Below are 22,180 nucleotides of genomic sequence, written 5' to 3' on the forward strand. Positions count from 1 at the left end.
ACAGTGAACTTAAGTTCATAATTGAGCTGCCCCGAGTTTGGCCCCGGCCCCCGGCCCTGTCAACGGTCCGCCCGGGTACGGTTCCGACGAGATCGCCGCACCATGGAGAGGCCATGACCCAGCCCGCCGCCACCGCCCCGTCCGCACCGCCTCCGCCCCCTCCGGAAGCGGTGGGGCCGCTGATGCGCAGCCTGTCCGTGCTGCGGGAGCTGGCGGCCGGCGGCGGCCGGCGGCCGGTGGGCGACCTGGTACGCCTCACCGGCCTCGCCCGCTCCACCGTCGACCGGGTACTGAGCACCCTCGCCCGCCTCGGCTACGTACGGACCGAGGGGCGGGACGCGGTGCTCGCGCCCCGGCTGCTGGAGCTCGGCAACGCCTACCTCGCCGCCTCCGAACTCCCCGACCGGCTCGGCCCCCTCGCCGACCGGCTGGCCGACGAGCTGGACGAGTCGCTCTCCCTCGCGGTGCCGGACGGCGACGGGGTGCGCTTCGTCCACCAGGCGACCCGCCGCCGCGCCATGTCGCTCGCCTTCCGCATCGGCGATCTGCTGCCCGCCGAGCGGGGCGCGCCCGGGGCGCTGTTCGCGGACCGGTGGGACGCGGCGGACTGGCGGCGCTGGCGGTCGCGCCGCGCGGCCGACCCGACGGACGCGGGCTTTCCGGCCGTACCCCCGCGGCGCGCCGAGGACGGGGCGGACCCCACGGCCGGGCCGGGCACGGATGCCGCGGCGCCCATTGGTTTCGAGGCCCGGGTGGCCGCGGCACGCGCCACCGGCTGGTCCCTGGACGACCAGCTCATCGAACCGGGCCTGGTCGCGGTGGCGATGCCGGTCCACGACACCACCGGCCGCCCGGTCTGCGCCCTCAGCGTCGTCAGCCACACCAGCCGGCTGAGCGCCGCCGAGCTGCCGGACGCGGTGCTCCCGCGCCTCCGCGAGACGGTCTCAGCCATGGAGTACGCCCTGAGCCTGCCGCGGGAGGCCCCACCCGCCACCGACGCGGCGCCCGGCCCCTCCCACACCTCGCACGCCACCTGGATGCGGGCGTCCAAGCAGGAACTGGGCCCCGAATTCGTCGAATCGATGGCCCGCGGGCTGATCACCCTCACCGCCTTCGGTGCCGGGCGCGCCGAACTCCCGCTCACCGCAGTGGCGGAGGACACCGGCCTGGCCCGGGCGACCGCCCGCCGCGCCCTGATCACCCTGGCACACCTGGGCTACCTCGCCACCGACGGCAAGCTCTTCCGCCTGACACCGAAGGTGCTGGAGCTGGGCTTCGCCCCCCTCTCGGCCCTCACCCTGCCCGCCGTCGCCCAACCACACCTGGCCGCGCTGGTCGAGCGGGTACACGACTCCGCCTCGATGGCGGTCCTCTCCGGCGACGACATCCAGTACGTCGCCCGGGTCCCCACCGTGCGCATCATGAGCGTCAACATCACCCTGGGCACCCGCTTCCCGGCGTACCCGACCTCCATGGGCCGCGTCCTGCTCGCCGACCTGCCCCCGGCCGAACTCTCCGCACGACTGGCCCTCACCGACCTCAAACCGCTCACCCGCCACACCGTGACCGACCCCGAACAGCTCCTCGCCACCCTGGAAGAGGTCCGCACCCACGGCTACGCCCTCGTCGACGAGGAGCTGGAAGAGGGCCTGCGCTCCCTCGCCGTCCCCGTACGGGACCGCACCGGCCGTGTCGTCGCCGCCGTCAACGTCTCCACCCACGCGGGCCGTTGCACCCCCGCCGAGGCCCGCGACACCCTCCTCCCGGCCCTGCGCACCGCCGCCGCCGAAATCGAGGCCGACCTGCACGTGGCGGGACGGTATGCGCGGATCCCGGCGCTGTGAACGCCCCTACGGGCGCGACGGGTGATCCCGCCGGCGTGCGACGGCGGCGCGGGGGCAGCCGGGCACCCGAGGCCGCCCGGCCCGCCCTTCACCGCGCTGCCGGAAGAACCTGAGCCGGGTGCGGCGCCCGGCCCGCTCCGAGCCCGTGCCGGACGTCCTCGGCCTCTCGCGGGATCGGTACCCGGGTGCGGCGCCCTCGGCCGCCGTCACGGCTCCGCGCTGACCGCCGTCGGTGCCGGTGCGGTCGCCGCGGGACGGCCGAGGCGCCGGGCGAGCGGCACCAGGCCGATGGCGAGCGCGCCCAGCAGACCGGCCAACGCGAAGGCGGTGAAGCCCAGTTGGTCGTTGCCGGTGGCGGCGAGGGTGCCGCCCAGCCAGGGGCCGACCACCGCGCCGGTGCGGCCGATGCCGGTGACCCAGCCGATGCCGGTGGCCCGTTCGGCGGCCGGATAGACCCGGTCGGCCGCCGCGTAGACCATCACCTGCGCGCTGAAGAGCCAGACACCGGTGACGGCGACGACCACATAGGTGAGGCCGAGCGGCAGCTGCGCCCCGAGGAGCAGCGCACCGGCGGCGGTCAGCAGGAACCAGACGGCGGAGACCTTGACGGGGCCGTAGCGGTCGGCGGTGCGTCCCGCGATCAGCATGCCGACGATGCCGCCCGCGTTGATGATGAGCAGAAAGCTCACCGAGGACGTGAGGCCGTAGCCGGCGGCACGCATCATCTGCGGCAGCCAGGTGCTGACGCCGTACACCAGGAGCAGACCGCAGAACGAGGCGAGCCACAGCAGCGGCGTCGCCCAGCGTGCGCCGGGGCGGAACAGCGCGAGGACCGCGGCCAGCCGGCCCTTGGCTCCCTGGGCCGGTGCGTCGGCGGGGACGGGGCGGGCCATGCCGTAGCGGTCGGCAACCGCGTCGGCCTCGGCGGTACGGCCCTTGGCGAGCAGCACGTTGGGCGACTCCGGCAGCAGGCGCAGCAGCAGCGGGGCGGCGATGACCGCGGGCAGCACACCGGCCCAGAACACCCAGCGCCAGCCGAGCACGGGGGCGAGCGTCAGGCCCAGGCCCGTCGCGAACATGCCGCCCGCGTGGTACGAGGTCATCAGCAGGCCGGTGGCGAGTGCGGCACGCCGGGGCGGTGCGAACTCCATCACCATCGAGAGGCAGAGGGGCATCAGGCCGCCGAGGCCCAGACCGGCGAGAAAGCGGCCGGCGCCGAACGGCCCCGGCGCGCCGGACAGCGCGCAGACCGCTGACCCGGCGGAGAACAGCAGCACGCTGGCGACCAGGACCGGGCGGCGGCCCAGCCAGTCGGTGAGGGTGCCGGTGCCGAGGGCGCCGATCAGCATGCCGAAGGTCGTCCAGCTGCCGATCGTGCCGGCCCCGCCGGGGGTGAGGCCGAGTCCGGGGTCGTCGAGCATGTGCGGCATGACGGCGCCGTAGATGTTGACGTCCATGCCGTCGAAGAAGACGGCGAGCCAGCACAGCGCCAGGACGGGCGCGACGGAGCGGAAGGTGTGCCGGCGGTGGGAGTCGGCGGACGGGCCGGTGGACGGCGGAGGGCCGGTGGGAGACATGGGGACCTCGGATTCACGATGCACGAGGCGCGACGTGTGCGGCACGCGGCACGCAGCGCGAGGTGACGGCCGGAAGACGGAAGTTCGCCTGGTGAACTTTCGTTCGCGAAGGAGTCGGCATGGATCATCTGCCGGAGTCCCGGGGCTGTCAATGGCTTGCGCACGCCTTCATGGACAGCGGCGCAGAAGGCACGGCGGCCCACGGTGCGGCCGGACGGGGTGCGCCGGCTCAGTCGTCGCGCGGGCCGTCGGCGCCGCGGCCACCGCCATGGCCACCGTCATCGTGACGCCCCTCGCCGCGACCGCCGTCGCCGTCGCCGCCACGGCCGCGGTCACCGCCGTCCGCCGCCCCCTTCGCGTCGCCGGCGTCCGCCTCACCGGCTCCCGTCTTCGCCTCCGCCTTCGCCGCCGCCCGCCGTGCGACCTCCTCGCGGGCCGCGGCCGTGGCGACCGACGGCCACACCCGGTCGAGTGAGGCGTTCATCGCGGCCCCGACCAGCACCGCGAAGGCGGACACCCCGATCCACAGCAGTACGGCGACCGGAGCCGCCAACGAGCCGTAGATCGTGGGCCCCTCGACCGTCGAGGTGAGATAGAGCCGCAGCAGAATGCTGCCGAGCACCCACATGCCGAGCGCGACCACCGCACCGGGAATGTCCTCCGGCCAGGGCGAACGGACCGGTACGGACGCGTGGTAAAGCGTGGTCAGAAAGGCGACCGACAGCAGCAGGACGACCGGCCAGTACAGCGCCCGGATGATGTGCTCGCTGGCCGGCAGCCAGCTGACGACGGTGTCGGGGCCGGCGACCATCAGCGGCAGTGCGACGGCCCCCACGACCAGCGCGGCGAGGTACAGCGCGAACGCCAGCAGCCGGGTCCTGATGATGCCGCGCCGGCCGTCGAGCCCGTACATGATGGTGATGGTGTCGACAAAGACGTTCATCGCCCGGGATCCGGACCACAGGGCGATGGCGAAGCCGAGGGAGATGATGTCCGGGCGGCGGCCGGTGAAGACATCGTCGAGCAGCGGCCGGGCGATCTCGTTCACGCCCTTGCCGGACAGCACGGTGCCGGCGGCGCCGAGGATGTGCCGGCGGACGCTGTCGATGGTGTCGTGCCCGATCCATGCGTTCGTATAGCCGAGCACGCCCAGGAGCCCGAGGATCAGCGGCGGCAGCGACAACAGGCTCCAGAAGGCGGCCTCGGCGGCCAGGCCGGTGACGCGGTACTTCATGCAGGAGTTGACGGTGTCCTTGAGCAGAAGCCAGGCCAGCCGACGCTTGGAGACGTTGCGATAGAGGGCGCGGGCCTTGGTCAGACGGCCCGCGGGCCGCTCGGTTGGTTCGTTTGCCGGCTGCACCTCCTTACCGTATCTGGCATGGCAGCCACCACTCACATGGTCACGAACCAGCCTCCGCCCCTGGTCGGATACGACGTCTTCGCCGGCGACGCGGCCCTGACCGAGGGCATCACCCGGCATGTCGCCGACGTCCGGCTCGACGAGGTACGCGAAGAGCTGAGCACGCTGGGGAAGGCGGCCGGCTCCGCGCACGCCCAGCGCTGGGGCGAGCAGGCCAACGCCAACCCACCGGTCCTGCGCACCCACGACCGCTACGGCCGACGCATCGACGAGGTGGAGTTCCACCCGGCGTGGCACCGGCTGCTCGGCCATGCGGTCACGGCCGGCCTGACCGGCGCCTGGTCCCGGCCGGACGGCCATCTCCGCCGCACCGCCGGCTTCATCGTGTGGACCCAGGCCGAGGCGGGGCACGGCTGCCCCGTATCGATGACCCATGCGGCGGTGCCCACGCTGCGCGCCGAGCCCGAGCTGGCGGCCGAGTGGGAGCCGCTGCTGACCTCGCGGGTGTACGAGCACGAGCTGCGCCCGGTCGCCGAGAAGGGCGGCGCGCTGGCCGGGATGGCCATGACGGAGAAGCAGGGCGGCAGCGACCTACGGACCGTCACGACCCGCGCCGAGCCGCTGGCCGCACCCGGCGAATACGTACTGACCGGTCACAAGTGGTTCTGTTCGGCGCCGATGTCGGACGCCTTCCTGGTGCTGGCCCGGGCGCCGGGAGGGCTCACCTGCTTTCTGCTGCCGCGGGTGCTGCCGGACGGCAGCCGTAACGCCTTCCGCATCCAGCGGCTCAAGGACAAGCTCGGCAACCGTTCGAACGCCTCGGCGGAGGTCGAGTTCGACGGGGAGAGCTGGGCGCGCCGGGTCGGCGAGGAGGGGCGCGGGGTGTCGACGATCATCGAGATGGTCGCGGCGACCCGGCTGGACTGTGTCAGTGCGTCAGCGGCGGTGATGCGACAGGCGGTGACGCAGGCGCTGCACCACACCGCGTACCGGGAGGCCTTCGGGGACCGGCTGATCGACAAGCCGCTGATGCGCAATGTGCTGGCCGATCTGGCGCTGGAGTCGGAGGCGGCGACCACGCTCGCGCTGCGGCTGGCGGCGGCGTACGACAGCGGCACCGAGCAGGACCGGCACTTTCTGCGGCTGGCGGTGCCGGCGGCGAAGTACTGGGTGACCAAGCGCTGCACGCCGATGGTCACCGAGGCGCTGGAGTGCCTGGGCGGCAACGGTTACGTGGAGGAGTCAGGGCTGCCGCGGCTGCTGCGCGAGGCGCCGCTCAACTCGATCTGGGAGGGCGCCGGCAATGTCCAGGCGCTGGACGTCCTGCGGGCGCTGCGGCGCGAACCGGAGGCGCTGAACGCGTTCCTGACCGAGATCGGGACGGCGCGGGGCGCGGACCACCGGCTGGACCGTGCCATCACCGGGATGCTCACCGAACTCGCCGATCTGGAGGGCATCGAGGCGCGGGCGCGGCGGCTGACGGAGCGGATGGCGCTGGTGCTCCAGGGTTCGCTGCTGGTGCGCCACGCGCCGTCCGAGGTCGCGGACGCGTTCTGCGCCGCCCGGCTCGGCGGCGACGCGGGCGCGGCGTTCGGGACGCTGCCGCACACGCTGGATCTCGCCGCCGTGGTGGCGCGGGCCCGGCCGGTGACCGACGACTGAGCGCCGCGCCGGCCCGACGCGGCGGCGGCTCCCGTCGCCTCCGGGCCGTTTGCCTCACGAGGCAACGGGGGATACCGCCGCCGCGTCGGTCAGGGAGCGGTGCCGCGCCGACTCGGCACCGCTCCCGGTCTCAGGGGCATCCCGGGGGCTGCGGCGGGTCCCCGGCGCCGCGGGACGACGAGGCCGGTGAGGGCCGGCGCACCGTGCCGACGTCGCGCCTGGCGGCCGATGGAATCCCCGGCGACAACCGGCGGGGTCCCCGACGGGTGACCGGCGAACCCGCGGTGGCGGGACACCATCGGCCGCTCCGGCCAGCCTCCCGGAACACACCATGAGCGACAACGGTTGCAGTGCGTTGCAGCCCCCGGAGGCGGGCCGGGACAATGGGCCCTCCAGGACGGACCGGTGAGCGCACGAGAGGCACGACCCGAGGCTCAGGGCACTACGGAGAACAGCGTGAGCGACAGAGCGATCGACAGCGCCGTCTGGTCGGCCCAGGACAACCGCACCACCGCGCACCGCCTCGCCACGGTCCACGGGGCGGTGCTCGCGGGCGAGGGGCCCGACGCCCCGCCCGGCGCGCCGCGCGCGGTGATCGGTGAATCCTGGCGCCGGGTGCTGGTCTCGGGCGTCGACCCGGACCGGGACCGCCCCCAATGCCCCCTTTCCGTGGCGGAGTTGGAGCACCGTCGGCAGGTGTCCCAGCTGGCGACGGTGCTGCCGGTGCTCCACGAGGGGCTGCTGCCGGCCGCCGACGCCGCGCAGCAGATCATGGTCGTCACCGACGCCGAGGGCCGGGTGCTGTGGCGCGAGGGCAGCGCGCCGGTCCGGCGGATGGCCGACCGGCTGGGCTTCGACAAGGGCGCCGACTGGACGGAGGACGTCGTCGGCACCAACGCCATCGGCACCGCGCTGGTGGCCCGTCGGCCGGTGCTGGTGCACTCCGCTGAGCATTTCGTCCGCAGTCACCACCAGTGGACGTGTGCCGCCGCGCCGCTCCACGACCCGCGCGACGGGCGGCTGCTGGGCACGGTGGACATCAGCGGTCCGGCGCCCTCCTTCCACCCCACGACGCTCTCGCTGGTGTCCGCCGTCGCCCGGCTCGCCGAGGGCGAACTGCGCACCCGCCACCATCTGTCCCTGGAACGGCTGCGGTCGAGCGCGGCACCGATGCTGGCGCGGATCGGCGGCGTGCGGGCGCTGGCCGTCGACCCGAGCGGCTGGGTGGTGGGGGTGACGGGCCTGACGCCGCCGGACCGGGTGGCGCTGCCCAAGACGCCCGAGGCCGGGCCGCTGTGGCTGCCGCGGTACGGCATGTGCACCCTGGAGCCGTTGCCCGGCGGCTGGCTGATCCGGGTCGGGCGGCAGGAGCGGGACATCGGGCCGAGCCGGGTGCTGCTGGATCTCAGCGGGCGCAACGGCTCGACGGTCACCGTCAGCGGACCGGCCGGCAGCTGGTCGCACGAGCTGACCCCGCGCCATGCCGAGCTGCTGTTCGTCCTCGCCGCGCATCCGCAGGGGCGCAGCGCCGCCGAACTCGCCCGGGACCTCTTCGGCGACGACAGCCGTACGGTCACGGTGCGGGCCGAACTGTCCCGGTTGCGCCGCCATTTCGCGAGCGTGCTGGCGCACCGGCCGTACCGCTTCGCGGACGGGGTCGAGGTGGAGCTGCTGCTGCCGCCCCGTCCCGCCCACCTGCTGCCGCAGTCGTTGGCGCCCGCGGTGGCGGCGGCGCGCCGGGGGTGACGGGACGGCAGGAACCGGAGGACGGGACGGCAGTCCGGCGGCGACGCGGGCGCCGGGGCGAAAAGCCGATGCGGAGGTGCGTTCCCTTCCCCTAGGGTGGCCGCACTCTGACCTGAGCTCTCCAGAAGGACGTCGCAGAACGGGAGCAGCCCGCGCGCAGCGAACGCGCGGAGCCGAATGAGTGGGCGACACGACAGTCCGCGATCACTCATGCCCGAATGTCCTTCTGGAGGACCCTTCATGTCCGTAGGCCTTGGCCTTCCCATCGGCGACCCCGCGCAGCTGCTGAGCTGGGCCCGGCGTGCCGAAACCACCCCCTTCACCACCGTCGCCCTGCTCGACCGGCTGGTGTTCGCCAACCCCGAGCCACTGATCACGCTGGCCACCCTGGCCGGCGCGACCTCCCGGGTCCGGCTCCAGACCGAGGTGCTGCTCGCCCCGCTGCACCGTACGACGCTGCTCGCCAAGCAGGCCGCCACGCTCGATCTGCTGTCCGGCTCCCGCTTCACCCTCGGCATCGGTATCGGCGGACGCGACGACGACTATCTGGCCGCCGGTGTCGACCTCCGCACCCGCGGCCGGCGGCTCGACCGGCAGTTGGCCACCATGCGCCGCATCTGGTCCGGTGAGCCGCTCTCCGAGGACGTCGGCCCGATCGGTCCGGCCCCCGCCCGGCCCGGTGGGCCCGAGGTGCTGCTGGGTGGTTTCGTGCCCGCCGTGAGGGAGCGCGTGGCCCGCTGGGGCGACGGTTTTCTCGGCGCCGCGCTCGCGCCCCCGCAGATGGACGGCATGTTCCGTGCGGTGGAGGAGGCCTGGTCCCGGGCCGGACGTACGGGCCGGCCGCGGCTGCTGGCCCAGATCAATGTCGCCCTCGGTCCGGAGCCGACGCTCGACCGGGCCCGTGAGGAACTGCGCGCGTACTACCGGCCGAGCGGCTACACCGAGCATGTCGTGGAGGGGCTGCTCACCACGGGGACGCAGATCCGTACGGCGGTGGCCGCCTACCGGGCGATCGGCGCGGACGAAGTGATGCTCTACTGCTGGTCCCCGGACCCGGACCAGGTCGAGCGGCTGGCCGATGCGGTGTTCCCGGCGCCGTAGGTTCGGCCGGACGCCGCCCGTTCGTCAGCGTGCGGGCAGGCAGTGGTGAGCGGCAGGCGAGCGGGCCGGGCAGGCCGTAGGGCCCGGCGACGCGGCGATACGGCGTCCGCCACCCGTTCGGCCGTCTGCTGTCGCTCCTGCCCGGCCGCGCGCCTAGCGTGCCGACAGCGGACCGCTCCCCGGGGACGGGCACCCCGGGGAGGCGGCCACGGGAGGTGAGCGATGAGCCCGACAGGCCCGCAGGAAGCGACGCCCGGGGAACCGGTGGCCGCACGCCGGCCCCGGTGGGGCGTGCTGGCGCTGGCCGGGCTCATCGGCATCGGCATGGTGCGTCAGGGACTGTCCGGTGAGGCGGACGGGCCGCCGCAGCCGGGGGCCGGCACCGCGCTCTTCCCCGGCGACCTCCCGCCCGACGGCCCAGCACCGCCGCCGCTGCCCCGCTCCGCCCCCTCCCGGGTGGCGATCGAGTCGATCGGCGTGTCGGCGCCGCTGATGCCGCTGGGCCTGACCAGGGACGGCTGGATCGAGGCCCCGCCGCCCGACGCCCCCCGGCTGGCGGGCTGGTACGAGGACGCGCCGGCCCCGGGCGAGAACGGCACCGCCGTCATCGTCGGACATGTCGACGGTCGCAGCGGGCCCGCCGTCTTCTACGCTCTGGGCGCCGTGGAGAAGGGCAGGACGATCCGGGTGACCCGCGAGGACGGGCGGACCGCGGTCTTCGAGGTCTACGGCATCCAGGTCTTCGACAAGCGGAAGTTCCCCGCCCGGAAGGTCTACGGCACCACCGGACGCCCCGAGCTGCGCATCCTGACCTGCGGCGGCACCTACGAGGCGGGCTCCGGCTACGCGGGCAATGTGGTGGTCTTCGCCCGGATGACGGCGTCCGGCTAGCTTGCGCCGGCCGTTGCCGAGGCGGGTCGTGCGCCTGCGGGGGAGGCGAGCCGGCCGGCCGCGCGGTGCCGCCGCGGAGCGGAAGCGGCGGGCACCACGTCGGCCCTGGCGCGAGTCGCGGTCACTGGGAAGCGGGTTCGCCCCAGCTCTGGGCGATGATGCCCTTGGCATTGCTCTGCTGGGTCTCGGTCGGGAAGCTCGGCGTGCCGGAGACCTTCGGCAGCTTCGCCGCCGCGGACTTGTCGAGCGTGCCGGCCTTCTTCATGGCGGGCATCAGAGCCGGGCGGGCGTAGCCCTTGAGTCTGATGTTCTGGCCCTCGGTGCTGTAGAGGTACTCCTGCCACAGGCGCGCGGCCGCGGGGTGCGGCGCGTCCTTGTTGATGGCCTGCGAGTAGTACTGGGAGAACTTGCCGTCCGAGGGGACCGCGACCTTCCAGTCGAGGCCCTTGGACTTGAACGCGTTGGTGTACCCGGCGTTGAGGTAGTCCCAGTCGATGCTGATCGGCGTCCGGCCCTTTTCGATGCCGGCCGGGGTGGAATCGACGGACGTGTAGTTGCCGTTCTTCTTCAGCTTGGCGAAGAAGTCCAGACCGGGCTGGATGTCGTCGAAGGAGCCGCCGTTGGCGAGGGCGGCCGCGTACACGGCGCCGAAGGCCGAACCCGACTTGGTGGGGTCGCCGTTGAGCGCGACCTGCCCCTTGTACTGCGGCTTGAGCAGATCCTTGAAGCTGGTCGGGCAGGTCTGCACACGCTTGGCGTCGCAGCCGAAGGAGATATAGCCGCCGTAGTCGTTCGCCCAGCGGCCGATCGAGTCCCGCTGGGCATCGGGGATGTCAGCGAAACCGGTGACCATGTACGTTGCGAGCAGCCCCTCCTGGGCGGCGCTCTGCGCGAAGGAGCTGCCGAGGTCGAGGACGTCGGGCGCGCGGTCCTGGCCCTTGCGCGAGGTGACCGCGCTGATCTCGTCCTGGCTGGCGCCGTTCGGGTTCTCCACCTCGACCTTGATGCCGTACTTCTTTTTGAAGCCGTCCATCAGGGCGCCGTAGTTGGCCCAGTCGCGGGGCAGCGCGACCGCACGCAGCGTGCCCTCCTTCTTGGCCGCCTCGGCCAGGGCGTCGATGCCGCCGAAGGCCTCGGCCGTGGTCGCGGTGGCCGCACTCTTTCCGCCGCCGGCCGACGCGTCGGAGGACCCGCTACAGGCGCTGAGGGCGAGTGCGGCGGCGACGGCGAGGACGCCGGTGAGGACGGCTGTCCTCGGCAGGAACACGGTCACGGTCTCTCCAGGGGTACGCACAGAGGGTTGAGGGGTTTCATGCGGGGCCACACCAGGGATGCACGTGGGGGGTGAGCACCTGTCCGACGACCTGTCTGACAAGTTGGGCCACAGTAGGCCCAACTATGGTGTTCGCCAGGTAAACATTGGTAAAACTCATGACTCCGATTCCTTGCCACCACAGCTCGCAGGGGACACCACGGCACCCGTCCAGGCCGACCACGCTGCACACTCCGCGCACCACTGCGCGCGAGAGAGGAAGCCCGGCAGCGCAACCCGACAGTGCCCGCCACACCCCACACTGTGAGCTGGCGTCTCACCATTCGGGACGATCCCCCGTCGCGCGCCCCTCGCCCTCCGCTCATCCGCCCCCTCCCCCGGGCCGCACCCAGCCCCCGAACCGGGTGTGATGTGCTGGCCGCATGAGCATCTCGGTCACCACGTGGTACCTCCAGCAGACCTCGCGCGCCGACCTGTCCCCCGTCGAGGGGCCGCCGGCCGAGCAGGACGTCCGCATCGTCCGGTCCGAGGTGCCGTCGCCCGAATTCAGCCGCTTCCTCTATACGGCGGTCGGCGGGGACGTCACCTGGACCGACCGGCTGACGTGGCCGTACGCACAGTGGGTGGCGCACCTCGGGCGTCCCGGGGCGGAAACCTGGGTGGCGTACGAGCACGGCACGCCGGCCGGGTTCATCGAGCTGGCGGCGGAGGCGGACGGCTCCGTGGAGATCGCCTACTTCGGGCTCATCCCGGGCTTCCGGGGGCGCCGGATCGGCGGGCAGCTGCTCGCGTACGGGACCGAGCGGGCCTGGGACCTGGCCGAGCGGTGGCCGGGGCTGGCGCGGACCGAGCGGGTGTGGGTGCACACGTGCAGCAAGGACGGCCCGCACGCGCGGGCCAATTACGAGCGGCGCGGCTTCCGGGTGTACGACACCACGGTGACCGAGGAGCCCGAGATGCCGGCTCCCGGACCCTGGCCCGGCGCGGGGCCCACCACGGCCGAAACACCCGCCGGGGAGTGATCGACACCACACTGTCTCTCGATGTGAGACGTAGGTGTCCAAATCCTGGATTACGGTGGACTGGCCGGAGAGCGGCGTGCCACGCTTCCGTCATGTCTCGAGCTGGAATTGCCTTGGTGAGTCGGCGGCACGTCGACCTCGGCCGCATGTCCAGCGCCATTTGTCGGGCGGGCTGAGGCTGTATTCACCAGGAGCCTTCGGCCCCTGGCAGCGCCCAGCACCACCGAACCTCATGCCGTCCCCATCGTCGCGGACGCGCTGACACCCCTCGACCCGCAGACCCTTCCGACGCGCTGCCGCGCGCCGCCTTTCGGTATGTCTGCGCAGGTCATCGTGGGTGCTCGGCGCCCCGTCCGCGTTTCCTGAGCCCGCCCAGAAGGACGTACACCCATGGCCGCCTCCCCCGAAGTCCCTGCAGCTGCCACGACCCGCCGCAAGGCCGGACGCCACCGCGGCGAGGGCCAGTGGGCCGTGGGCCACCACACACCGCTCAACGGCAATGAGCAGTTCAAGAAGGACGACGACGGTCTCAATGTGCGGACACGCATTGAGACGATCTACTCCAAGGCCGGTTTCGACTCCATCGACCCCAACGACCTGCGCGGGCGGATGCGTTGGTGGGGCCTGTACACCCAGCGCAAGCCCGGGATCGACGGCGGCAAGACCGCGATCCTGGAGCCCGAGGAGCTGGACGACAAGTACTTCATGCTGCGGGTCCGCATCGATGGCGGGCGGCTGACGACCGAGCAGCTGCGGGTGATCGGCGAGGTCTCGCAGGAGTTCGCGCGCGGCACCGCGGACATCACCGACCGGCAGAACGTCCAGTACCACTGGATCCGCATCGAGGACGTGCCGGAGATCTGGCAGCGGCTGGAGGCCGTCGGCCTGTCCACCACCGAGGCCTGCGGTGACACCCCCCGCGTCATCCTCGGCTCCCCGGTCGCCGGTATCGCCGAGAACGAGATCATCGACGGCACCCCGGTCATCGAGGAGATCCAGAAGCGGATCATCGGCAACCCGGAGTTCTCCAACCTGCCGCGCAAGTTCAAGTCCGCGGTCTCCGGCTCGCCCCTGCTGGACGTCGCGCACGAGATCAACGACATCTCGTTCGTCGGCGTCGAGCACCCCGAGCACGGCCCCGGCTTCGATCTGTGGGTCGGCGGCGGGCTGTCCACCAACCCCAAGCTCGGCGTCCGGCTCGGCGCGTGGGTCTCGCGCGAGGAGGCCGCCGATGTCTACGAAGGCGTCATCTCGATCTTCCGCGACTACGGCTACCGCCGGCTGCGCACCCGCGCCCGGCTGAAGTTCCTGGTCGCCGACTGGGGCCCGGAGAAGTTCCGCCAGGTACTGGAGGACGAGTACCTGGGGCGCAAGCTCACCGACGGTCCCGCGCCGAAGCAGCCCGACCAGCAGTGGCGCGACCACATCGGCGTCCACAAGCAGAACGACGGCCGCTACTACGTGGGCTTCGCCCCGCGCGTGGGCCGGGTGGACGGCGCCACCCTCACCAAGATCGCCGAGCTGGCGGCGGAGCACGGCTCGGGCCGGCTGCGTACCACCGCCGAGCAGAAGATGATCGTGCTCGACATCGACGAGTCGCAGGTCGAGTCGCTGGTATCCGGTCTGGAGGCGCTCGACCTGCGGGTCCAGCCGTCCCCGTTCCGGCGCGGCACGATGGCCTGCACGGGCATCGAGTTCTGCAAGCTGGCGATCGTGGAGACGAAGGCCCGCGGTGCCTCGCTGATCGACGAACTGGAACGCCGGCTGCCGGAGTTCGACGAGCCGGTCACCATCAACGTCAACGGCTGCCCGAACGCCTGCGCCCGGATCCAGGTCGCCGACATCGGCCTCAAGGGCCAGCTGGTCCTGGACGACGACGGCAACCAGGTCGAGGGCTACCAGGTGCACCTGGGCGGGGCGCTGGGCCTGGAGGCCGGCTTCGGCCGCAAGGTCCGCGGCCTGAAGGTCACCGCCGATCAACTCCCCGACTACGTCGAGCGGGTGCTGCGCAACTTCGCGGAGCAGCGCGAGGACGGCGAGCGGTTCGCCACCTGGGCGGCCCGCGCCGAAGAGGGTGCATTGAAGTGAGCGAACGCGCCGCGCCGTTCTACTGCCCGTACTGCGGGGACGAAGACCTGCGGCCCTCCGAGGAGGGGACCTCCCGCGGCGAGGGTGCAGCGTGGGAATGCCGGGCCTGCAGCCGTGCGTTCCGGCTGAAGTTCCTGGGCCTGCTGGCGCCGGGCAACACCGGCCGGGCCCCTACCGCTTCCGACGGAGGTACCTCGTGACCACCGCTACCGACCTTCAGCAGCTCGCCGAGCAGGCGGGCCGGGACCTGGAGGACGCGCCCGCCCTGGAGATCCTCCGGTGGGCCGCCGAGACCTTCGGTCCGCGCTTCTGCGTCACCTCCTCGATGGAGGACGCGGTCGTCGCGCACCTGGCCTCGCGGGCCTTCCCCGGCGTGGACGTGGTCTTCCTGGACACCGGCTACCACTTCCCGGAGACCCTCGGGACCCGGGACGCGGTGGCCGAGGTGATGGACGTCAACGTCATCACCCTGACCCCGCGCCGGACGGTGGCCGAGCAGGACGCCGAGCACGGCCCGAAGCTGCACGACCGCAACCCGGACCTGTGCTGCGCGCTGCGTAAGGTCGCGCCGCTCGAAGAGGGCCTGACCGGCTACGACGCCTGGGCGACGGGCCTGCGCCGGGACGAGTCGCCCACCCGGGCGAACACCCCGGTCGTCGGCTGGGACCCCAAGCGGCGCAAGGTGAAGGTCTCGCCGATCGCCCGCTGGACGCAGGCCGACGTGGACGCGTACGTGGACGAGCACGGGGTGCTCACCAACCCGCTGCTGACGGACGGCTATGCCTCCGTCGGCTGCGCGCCCTGCACCCGCCGGGTGCTGGAGGGCGAGGACGTCAGGGCCGGCCGCTGGGCCGGCAGCAACAAGACCGAGTGCGGGCTGCACGGATGACCGAGCATCAGGAGATATCCATGACGGGCGCCACGATCTGGCTGACCGGTCTGCCGAGCGCGGGCAAGACGACCCTCGCGCACGAGCTGGCCGGCACGCTGCGCGGCGCGGGCCACCGCGTCGAGGTGCTCGACGGCGACGAGATCCGCGAGTTCCTCTCCGCGGGCCTCGGCTTCACCCGCGAGGACCGGCACACCAACGTCCAGCGCATCGGCTTCGTGGCCGAGCTGCTGGCGAGCAACGGTGTCAAGGCGCTCGTGCCGGTGATCGCGCCGTACGCGGAGAGCCGCGAGGCCGTGCGCAAGCGCCACCAGAGCGAGGGCACCCCCTACCTGGAGGTGCATGTGGCCACGCCCGTCGAGGTGTGCTCCGAGCGGGATGTGAAGGGGCTGTACGCGAAGCAGGCGGCCGGTGAGATCTCCGGTCTGACCGGCGTCGACGACCCGTACGAGGCACCCGAAGCACCCGATCTGCGCATCGAGTCACCCACCCAGACCGTGCAGGAGTCCGCGGCGGCGCTGCACACGCTGCTCACCGAAAGGGGACTGGCATGACCACCATCGCGGCCGTGACCGAGAACGCCGAGGACGCCAACAACCCGTACGCCCTCTCCCACCTCGACGCCCTGGAGTCCGAGGCGGTACACATCTTCCGCGAGGTGGCGGGTGAGTTCGAGCGGCCGGTGATCCTCTTCTCCGGCGGCAAGGACTCCATCGTCATGCTGCATCTCGCGCTGAAGGCGTTCGCGCCGGCCGCGGTGCCGTTCTCGCTGCTGCACGTCGACACCGGGCACAACTTCCCCGAGGTCCTCGACTACCGCGACCGCACGGTGGAGCGGCACGGCCTGCGGCTGCACGTCGCCTCCGTCCAGGACTTCATCGACCGCGGTGAGCTGCGCGAGCGCCCCGACGGGACCCGTAACCCGCTGCAGACCGTCCCGTTGCTGGACGCCATCGAGAAGAACCGCTTTGACGCGGTCTTCGGCGGCGGCCGCCGGGACGAGGAGAAGGCACGCGCCAAGGAGCGGGTCTTCTCGCTGCGCGACGAGTTCGGCGGCTGGGACCCGCGCCGGCAGCGCCCCGAGCTGTGGCAGCTCTACAACGGCAAGCACTCGCCCGGTGAGCACGTCCGGGTCTTCCCGCTGTCCAACTGGACCGAGCTGGACGTGTGGCAGTACATCGCCCGCGAGAAGATCGAGCTGCCCGCCATCTACTACGCCCACGAGCGCGAGGTCTTCGCCCGCAGCGGCATGTGGCTGTCGCCCGGTGGGTGGGGCGGCCCCAAGGACAGCGAGAGCCTGGAGACCCGGCAGGTGCGCTACCGCACCGTCGGCGACATGTCCTGCACCGGCGCCGTCGACTCCGACGCCGACACCATCGAGGCCGTGATCGCGGAGATCGCCGCGTCCCGGCTCACCGAGCGGGGTGCCACCCGGGCCGACGACAAGATGTCCGAGGCCGCCATGGAGGACCGCAAGCGCGAGGGGTACTTCTAACCATGAGCTCGACCACGAACACGGGCGCCATCGACGTCGTCGACGCGGGTGCCACCTCGCTGCTGCGGTTCGCCACCGCCGGATCCGTCGACGACGGCAAGTCCACGCTGGTGGGCCGGCTGCTGCACGACTCCAAGTCGGTGCTCGCCGACCAGCTGGAGGCCGTCGAACGTGCCTCCCTGGGCCGCGGCCAGGAGGCGCCCGACCTGGCGCTGCTGACCGACGGACTGCGCGCCGAGCGCGAGCAGGGCATCACCATCGATGTCGCCTACCGCTACTTCGCCACCCCGCGGCGCCGCTTCATCCTGGCGGACACCCCCGGGCATGTGCAGTACACCCGCAACATGGTCACCGGCGCCTCCACCGCCGAGCTGGCCGTGGTGCTGGTCGACGCCCGCAACGGCGTGGTCGAGCAGACCCGCCGGCACGCCGCGGTCGCCGCCCTGCTGCGCGTCCCCCATGTCGTGCTGGCCGTCAACAAGATGGACCTGGTCGACTACGCCGAGCCCGTCTTCGCCGCCATCGCCGAGGAGTTCACGACGTACGCGGCGTCGCTGGGCGTCCCGGAGATCACCGCGATCCCGATCTCGGCGCTGGCCGGCGACAACGTGGTGGCGCCGTCGGCCCACATGGACTGGTACGGCGGCCCGACCGTGCTGGAGCACCTGGAGACCGTGCCCGTCGTCGCCGACCCCTCGGACGACCCCGGCCGTTTCCCGGTCCAGTACGTGATCCGTCCGCAGACCGCCGAACACCCCGACTACCGCGGCTACGCGGGCCAGGTCGCCTCCGGTGTGCTGCGCGTCGGCGACGCCGTCACCGTCCTGCCCTCGGGCCGGACGAGCACCATCGAGGCGATCGACGCGCTCGGCCAGGCCGTGGACGTCGCCTGGGCACCACAGTCGGTGACCGTGCGGCTCAGCGATGACCTGGACATCTCGCGCGGTGATCTGATCGCCCCGACGGCCACCGCGCCGGGCGTCTCGCAGGACATCGAGGCGACCATCTGCCATGTGGCGGACCGTCCGCTGAAGGTCGGCGACCGGGTGCTGCTCAAGCACACCACCCGCACCGTCAAGGCGATCGTCAAGGACATCCCGTCCCGGCTGACGCTGGACGACCTCTCCCAGCACCCGGCGCCCGGCGAGCTGGTCGCCAACGACATCGGACGGATCGTGGTCCGTACGGCCGAGCCGCTGGCCCTGGACGCCTACGCCGGCTCCCGCCGCACCGGCTCCTTCCTGCTGATCGACCCGGCGGACGGTACGACGCTGACCGCGGGGATGGCGGGCACCGCCTTCGCGGAGGCGGCCGCCGAGGCCGCTCCGGCCGACGGCGCGGACGACGAGGGATGGGACTTCTGAGCATGCTCAAGGACGTTTTCTCGACCTTCGCGAAGGAGGGCGGCCGCATCGGCAGCGGCGCCCTGGGCAGCGGGCAGGGCGGAGTCGGCCGATGTGTGTGCTGACGATGCCCGACTCCGTATCCCCCACACCCCCCTTCCGAAGATCCATCGATCTGCCGGGCGCGCCATAGGCGCGTACTGACCCGGCCCGCCGAGAGGAACACCTCCGTGTCTGCCGTTCGTCACCGCCTGCTGGCGGCCGCCGTCACCGTCCCGCTCCTGACCGGGGCGCTGGGCGCCTGCGGCTACGGCTCCGAGGCCAAGAAGGACACTTCGGCCGGTGTCGCGCCCAAGGGCGCCAAGACCGACGGGCTCGATCACGTCACGATCGGGGTCTTCGGCAACACCACCCACGCCACGCCACTGATCGGCCTCCAGAACGGCCAGTTCCAGAAGGCACTCGGCGGCACCGAGGTGAAGTACTCCACCTTCAACGCGGGCCCCGCCGAGATCGAGGCGCTCAACTCGGGCGCCATCGACATCGGCTGGATCGGCCCCTCCCCCGCGATCAACGGCTACGCCAAGTCGCACGGCAAGAGCCTGAAGATCATTGGCGGTTCGGCCTCCGGCGGCGTCTCGCTCGTGGTCAACCCCAAGAAGATCAAGAGCCTGGACGATCTCAAGGGCAAGACGATCGCGACCCCGCAGCTGGGCAACACCCAGGACGTCGCGCTGCTGAACTACCTGGCCGAGAAGGGCCTCAAGGTCGACGCCACCACGGGCAAGGGCGACGTCACCGTCCAGCGCACCGACAACAAGGTGACGCCGACCGTCTTCCAGCAGGGCGGCATCGACGCCGCGTGGGTGCCCGAGCCCACCGCTTCCAAGCTCGTCGCCGAGGGCGGCAAGACGCTTCTGGACGAGAAGAAGCTGTGGAAGGACGGGAAGTTCGTCATCACGAACATGATCGTCTCGCAGAAGTTCCTCAAGGCGCACCCGAAGGCCGTCGAGGCGGTGCTGCGGGCCTCGGTGAAGACCAACTCCTGGATCCGCTCGCACCCGGCCGAGGCGAAGAAGGCCCTCAACGACAAGCTCGCCGCCTCGGACGTCTCCGGCAAGGCACTGCCGGACAACGTCATCGACCCGGCGTTCAAGAACGTCGACATCACCGATGACCCGCTGGCCGCCACCCTCCAGCAGGAGGCCGATCACGCCGTCAAGGCGGGCCTGCTCAAGAAGCCCGACCTCAAGGGCATCTACGACCTCACGCTGCTGAACAAGGTGCTCAAGTCCGAGGGCAAGCAGCCGGTCTCCGACGCCGGACTCGGCAGCAAGTAGCCCCCGCCCGCAGTACCGCACTCCCCCAGGAGGTGACACCGATGACGACCACCACGCTCACCAAGCAGCAGCCCGCCACGGCGGACACGGGCACCACCGTGCCGTACGCGGCTCGCATCGACCATGTCTCGAAGTCGTTCGGCCGCACCGGCGCACAGCAGCATGTCCTGGACGACATCACCATCGATGTGGCGCCCGGCGAATTCGTCTGCCTCCTGGGGGCCTCGGGCTGCGGCAAGTCCACCCTCCTCAACCTCGTGGCCGGTCTCGACGCGCCGTCCGCCGGAGCCATCGAGACGCCCGGCGGCCGGCCGGCCCTGATGTTCCAGGAGCATGCGCTGTTCCCGTGGCTGACCGCGGGCCGCAACATCGAACTGGCGCTGCGGCTGCGCGGGGTGCCGCGCGCGGAGCGCCGGGACGAGGCCGAGCGGCTGCTGGAACTCGTCCGGCTCAAGGGCGCCTACGGCAAGCGCGTGCACGAGCTGTCGGGCGGTATGCGCCAGCGCGTGGCGATGGCCCGTGCCCTGGCGCAGGACAGCCAACTGCTGCTGATGGACGAGCCGTTCGCCGCACTCGACGCGATCACCCGCGATGTGCTGCACGACGAGCTGACCCGCATCTGGCGCGAGACCAACCTCTCGGTCCTGTTCGTCACCCACAACGTCCGGGAGGCCGTGCGGCTCGCCGAGCGGGTGGTGCTGCTGTCCTCCCGTCCGGGCCGGATCGCGCACGAGTGGCGGGTGGACATCCCGCAGCCGCGCCGCATCGAGGACTCCGCGGTCGCCGACCTTTCCATCGAGATCACCGAACAGCTCCGTGGGGAGATCCGCCGCCATGGCCAGCACTGAGACCAAGGCCCCGTCCGCCGCCGCCCTGGGCGGCGAGGACACCGCGGCCGACAGCACCGCCGCCAGGGCCGGCGATATCGCCGGCCTGGAGGCCGGGCTCGACGCCCTGGAATCCAGGGTCATCGACCGGCAGCCGTGGCTGCGCACCGCCGTCTCCAAGGCGTTCCCCCCGCTCGTCGCCATCCTCATCGTGCTCGCGCTGTGGCAGCTCGCGTTCCACTTCGAGCTGAAGCCGCACTACCTCCTGCCGAGCCCCGTCGACGTCGCGCACTCGCTGCAGCAGAAGTGGCTCGAGGGCACCCTGCTGAGCTTCGTGTGGACCAGTGTCTCCCGCGGCGCCCTCGGCTTCGTGGCCTCGGTGGCCATCGGTACGGTGCTCGGGCTGATCGTCGCCCAGGTCAAGGCCGTGCGGGCCGCGATCGGGCCGATCCTCAGCGGACTGCAGTCGCTGCCCTCGGTGGCCTGGGTCCCGGCCGCGATCATCTGGTTCGGGCTGAGCGACGCCACGATCTACGCGGTGGTGCTGCTCGGCGCCGTCCCGTCCATCGCCAACGGCCTGGTGGCGGGCGTCGACCAGATCTCCCCGCTCTACCTGCGGGCGGGGCGCACCATCGGCGCCACGGGTCTGGCAGGGGTACGGCATGTGCTGCTGCCGGCCGCGCTGCCGGGCTATATCGCCGGACTCAAGCAGGGCTGGGCGTTCTCCTGGCGCTCCCTGATGGCCGCCGAGCTCATCGTCAACGCGCCCGACCTGGGCACCGGGCTGGGCCAGCTGCTGGAGCAGGGCCGCGAGTTCCAGGACATGTCCTGGGTACTCGCCGCGATCCTCCTCATCCTCATCGTCGGCATCGGCATCGAGCTGCTGATCTTCGCCCCGATCGAACGCCGGGTGCTGCGCAGCCGCGGCCTCCTCGTGAAGAGCTGAACCATGGACGCACGCCCCACACTCCTCGTCATCGCCCACGGCAGCCGCGATCCGCGGCACGCGGCGACGGTCTCCGCGCTCTGTGCGCGGGTCCGGTCGCTGCGGCCGGGGCTGCGTGTCGAGGTCGGCTATCTCGACTTCAACGCGCCCCGGGTGCCGCGGGTGCTGGAGCGTCTGTCGGCCGAGGGGGTGCGGGAAGTGGTGGCGCTGCCGCTGCTGCTGACCCGCGCCTTCCACGCCAAGTCCGACATCCCGGCGGTACTGCGGGAGGCGGCCGCGCGGCTGCCCCTGCTGACCGTCCGCCAGGCCGAGGTACTCGGCCCCTCCTCGCTGCTCACGGCCGCGCTGGAGCGCCGGCTGGCGGAGGCCGGGCTGCGGCCCGGCGACCGCCGCTCGACCGGAGTCGTACTGGCCTCGGCGGGCTCTTCGGACCCGGAGGCGATCGCAGTGATCGCTGAAATCGCGCGGGAGTGGCGGCACACCGCTGGCTGGTGTGCCGTGCGACCTGCGTTCGCCTCCGCATCTCTGCCCCGCACGGCCGACGCCGTGCGGGCCCTGCGCGCCGAGGGCATCGGCCGGGTGGCCGTGGCCCCGTACGTCATCGCCCCCGGCTTCCTCCCGGACCGCATCGCCGCCGGGGCCCGCGAGGCCGGCGCCGATGTCCTCGCCCCCGTGCTCGGCCCGGCGCCCGAGCTGGCCCGGCTGCTGCTGCGGCGCTACGACCGGTCGGTGCTGGACCGCGCCCGCGGGGACCTGGCGGCGCTGGTCGCCTGACG

19 protein-coding genes are annotated in these 22,180 nt (G+C 72.3%); 16 read left to right on the forward strand and 3 right to left on the reverse strand.

Translation table 11 applies throughout. The features are described 5' to 3' along the window. Positions 1 to 113: 113 nt before the first annotated feature. The gene (locus ACWGI6_RS15625) at positions 114 to 1,844 is read left to right on the forward strand and encodes an IclR family transcriptional regulator domain-containing protein (RefSeq protein WP_453267997.1); all 1,731 of its coding nucleotides are present in this window, start codon (positions 114 to 116) and stop codon (positions 1,842 to 1,844) included. Between the two features lie 206 nt (positions 1,845 to 2,050). Here the strand turns inward: ACWGI6_RS15625 and ACWGI6_RS15630 are convergent, their stop codons facing one another. Together ACWGI6_RS15630 and ACWGI6_RS15635 are read right to left on the reverse strand one after the other, a co-directional pair. Beyond that, on the reverse strand, positions 2,051 to 3,421 hold the full coding sequence (locus ACWGI6_RS15630) for an MFS transporter (protein ID WP_453267998.1): 1,371 nt from the start codon (positions 3,419 to 3,421) through the stop codon (positions 2,051 to 2,053). Positions 3,422 to 3,650: 229 nt separating this feature from the next. After that, entirely contained in the window at positions 3,651 to 4,781 is a 1,131-nt protein-coding gene (locus ACWGI6_RS15635) for a YihY/virulence factor BrkB family protein (protein WP_453267999.1), read from the reverse strand. Positions 4,782 to 4,799: 18 nt separating this feature from the next. Here ACWGI6_RS15635 and ACWGI6_RS15640 point away from each other — a divergent pair, with 18 nt between their 5' ends. The 4 genes from ACWGI6_RS15640 (at position 4,800) to ACWGI6_RS15655 (ending at position 10,181) form a co-directional block, all read left to right on the forward strand. Next, positions 4,800 to 6,443: an acyl-CoA dehydrogenase family protein gene (locus tag ACWGI6_RS15640; protein WP_453268000.1), complete on the forward strand. Its 1,644-nt coding sequence runs from the start codon at positions 4,800 to 4,802 to the stop codon at positions 6,441 to 6,443. 456 nt (positions 6,444 to 6,899) lie between these two features. After that, positions 6,900 to 8,189, forward strand: coding sequence for a GAF domain-containing protein (locus ACWGI6_RS15645; RefSeq protein WP_453268001.1), 1,290 nt, complete (start codon positions 6,900 to 6,902; stop codon positions 8,187 to 8,189). Between the two features lie 240 nt (positions 8,190 to 8,429). Beyond that, entirely contained in the window at positions 8,430 to 9,290 is an 861-nt protein-coding gene (locus tag ACWGI6_RS15650; protein ID WP_453268002.1) for an LLM class flavin-dependent oxidoreductase, read from the forward strand. A 222-nt stretch (positions 9,291 to 9,512) separates the two neighbouring features. Further along, on the forward strand, positions 9,513 to 10,181 hold the full coding sequence (locus ACWGI6_RS15655; protein ID WP_453268003.1) for a class F sortase: 669 nt from the start codon (positions 9,513 to 9,515) through the stop codon (positions 10,179 to 10,181). 121 nt (positions 10,182 to 10,302) lie between these two features. On the opposite strand, the gene ACWGI6_RS15660 is transcribed toward ACWGI6_RS15655, so the two are convergent. Continuing rightward, the gene (locus tag ACWGI6_RS15660; RefSeq protein ID WP_453268004.1) at positions 10,303 to 11,454 is read right to left on the reverse strand and encodes an ABC transporter substrate-binding protein; all 1,152 of its coding nucleotides are present in this window, start codon (positions 11,452 to 11,454) and stop codon (positions 10,303 to 10,305) included. Positions 11,455 to 11,876: 422 nt separating this feature from the next. Here ACWGI6_RS15660 and ACWGI6_RS15665 point away from each other — a divergent pair, with 422 nt between their 5' ends. The 11 genes from ACWGI6_RS15665 to ACWGI6_RS15715 all read left to right on the forward strand — a co-directional run bounded on the left by ACWGI6_RS15665 (position 11,877) and on the right by ACWGI6_RS15715 (position 22,178). Beyond that, entirely contained in the window at positions 11,877 to 12,476 is a 600-nt protein-coding gene (locus tag ACWGI6_RS15665; protein ID WP_453268005.1) for a GNAT family N-acetyltransferase, read from the forward strand. Between the two features lie 390 nt (positions 12,477 to 12,866). Beyond that, the gene (locus tag ACWGI6_RS15670) at positions 12,867 to 14,564 is read left to right on the forward strand and encodes a nitrite/sulfite reductase (protein WP_453268006.1); all 1,698 of its coding nucleotides are present in this window, start codon (positions 12,867 to 12,869) and stop codon (positions 14,562 to 14,564) included. After that, a complete protein-coding gene (locus ACWGI6_RS15675; protein ID WP_393903894.1) occupies positions 14,561 to 14,764 on the forward strand; it encodes a hypothetical protein in 204 nt (67 codons plus the stop codon). The genes ACWGI6_RS15670 and ACWGI6_RS15675 overlap by 4 nt, the downstream gene beginning before the upstream one ends. Then, positions 14,761 to 15,453, forward strand: a complete 693-nt coding sequence (locus ACWGI6_RS15680; RefSeq protein ID WP_453268007.1) for a phosphoadenylyl-sulfate reductase — start codon at positions 14,761 to 14,763, stop codon at positions 15,451 to 15,453. Before ACWGI6_RS15675 ends, ACWGI6_RS15680 begins: the two co-directional genes overlap by 4 nt. A 20-nt stretch (positions 15,454 to 15,473) precedes the next feature. Beyond that, positions 15,474 to 16,007: an adenylyl-sulfate kinase gene (gene cysC, locus ACWGI6_RS15685; protein ID WP_453268008.1), complete on the forward strand. Its 534-nt coding sequence runs from the start codon at positions 15,474 to 15,476 to the stop codon at positions 16,005 to 16,007. Further along, positions 16,004 to 16,948: a sulfate adenylyltransferase subunit CysD gene (cysD, locus tag ACWGI6_RS15690; protein ID WP_453268009.1), complete on the forward strand. Its 945-nt coding sequence runs from the start codon at positions 16,004 to 16,006 to the stop codon at positions 16,946 to 16,948. The genes cysC and cysD overlap by 4 nt, the downstream gene beginning before the upstream one ends. Before the next feature lie 2 nt (positions 16,949 to 16,950). Further along, positions 16,951 to 18,312 (forward strand): sulfate adenylyltransferase subunit 1, encoded by a 1,362-nt coding sequence (locus tag ACWGI6_RS15695; protein ID WP_453268010.1) that lies wholly within the window; start codon positions 16,951 to 16,953, stop codon positions 18,310 to 18,312. Between the two features lie 209 nt (positions 18,313 to 18,521). Next, positions 18,522 to 19,631: an aliphatic sulfonate ABC transporter substrate-binding protein gene (locus tag ACWGI6_RS15700; protein ID WP_453268011.1), complete on the forward strand. Its 1,110-nt coding sequence runs from the start codon at positions 18,522 to 18,524 to the stop codon at positions 19,629 to 19,631. Between the two features lie 41 nt (positions 19,632 to 19,672). Then, positions 19,673 to 20,479 (forward strand): ABC transporter ATP-binding protein, encoded by an 807-nt coding sequence (locus tag ACWGI6_RS15705; protein ID WP_453268012.1) that lies wholly within the window; start codon positions 19,673 to 19,675, stop codon positions 20,477 to 20,479. Then, positions 20,466 to 21,404 carry an ABC transporter permease gene (locus ACWGI6_RS15710; RefSeq protein ID WP_453268013.1) on the forward strand — a complete coding sequence of 313 codons (939 nt, stop codon included), beginning with the start codon at positions 20,466 to 20,468 and terminating at the stop codon, positions 21,402 to 21,404. Before ACWGI6_RS15705 ends, ACWGI6_RS15710 begins: the two co-directional genes overlap by 14 nt. Before the next feature lie 3 nt (positions 21,405 to 21,407). After that, the gene (locus ACWGI6_RS15715; RefSeq protein ID WP_453268014.1) at positions 21,408 to 22,178 is read left to right on the forward strand and encodes a sirohydrochlorin chelatase; all 771 of its coding nucleotides are present in this window, start codon (positions 21,408 to 21,410) and stop codon (positions 22,176 to 22,178) included. The last annotated feature ends 2 nt before the right edge of the window (positions 22,179 to 22,180 follow it).

Source organism: Streptomyces sp. NPDC054786 (genome assembly GCF_053611685.1).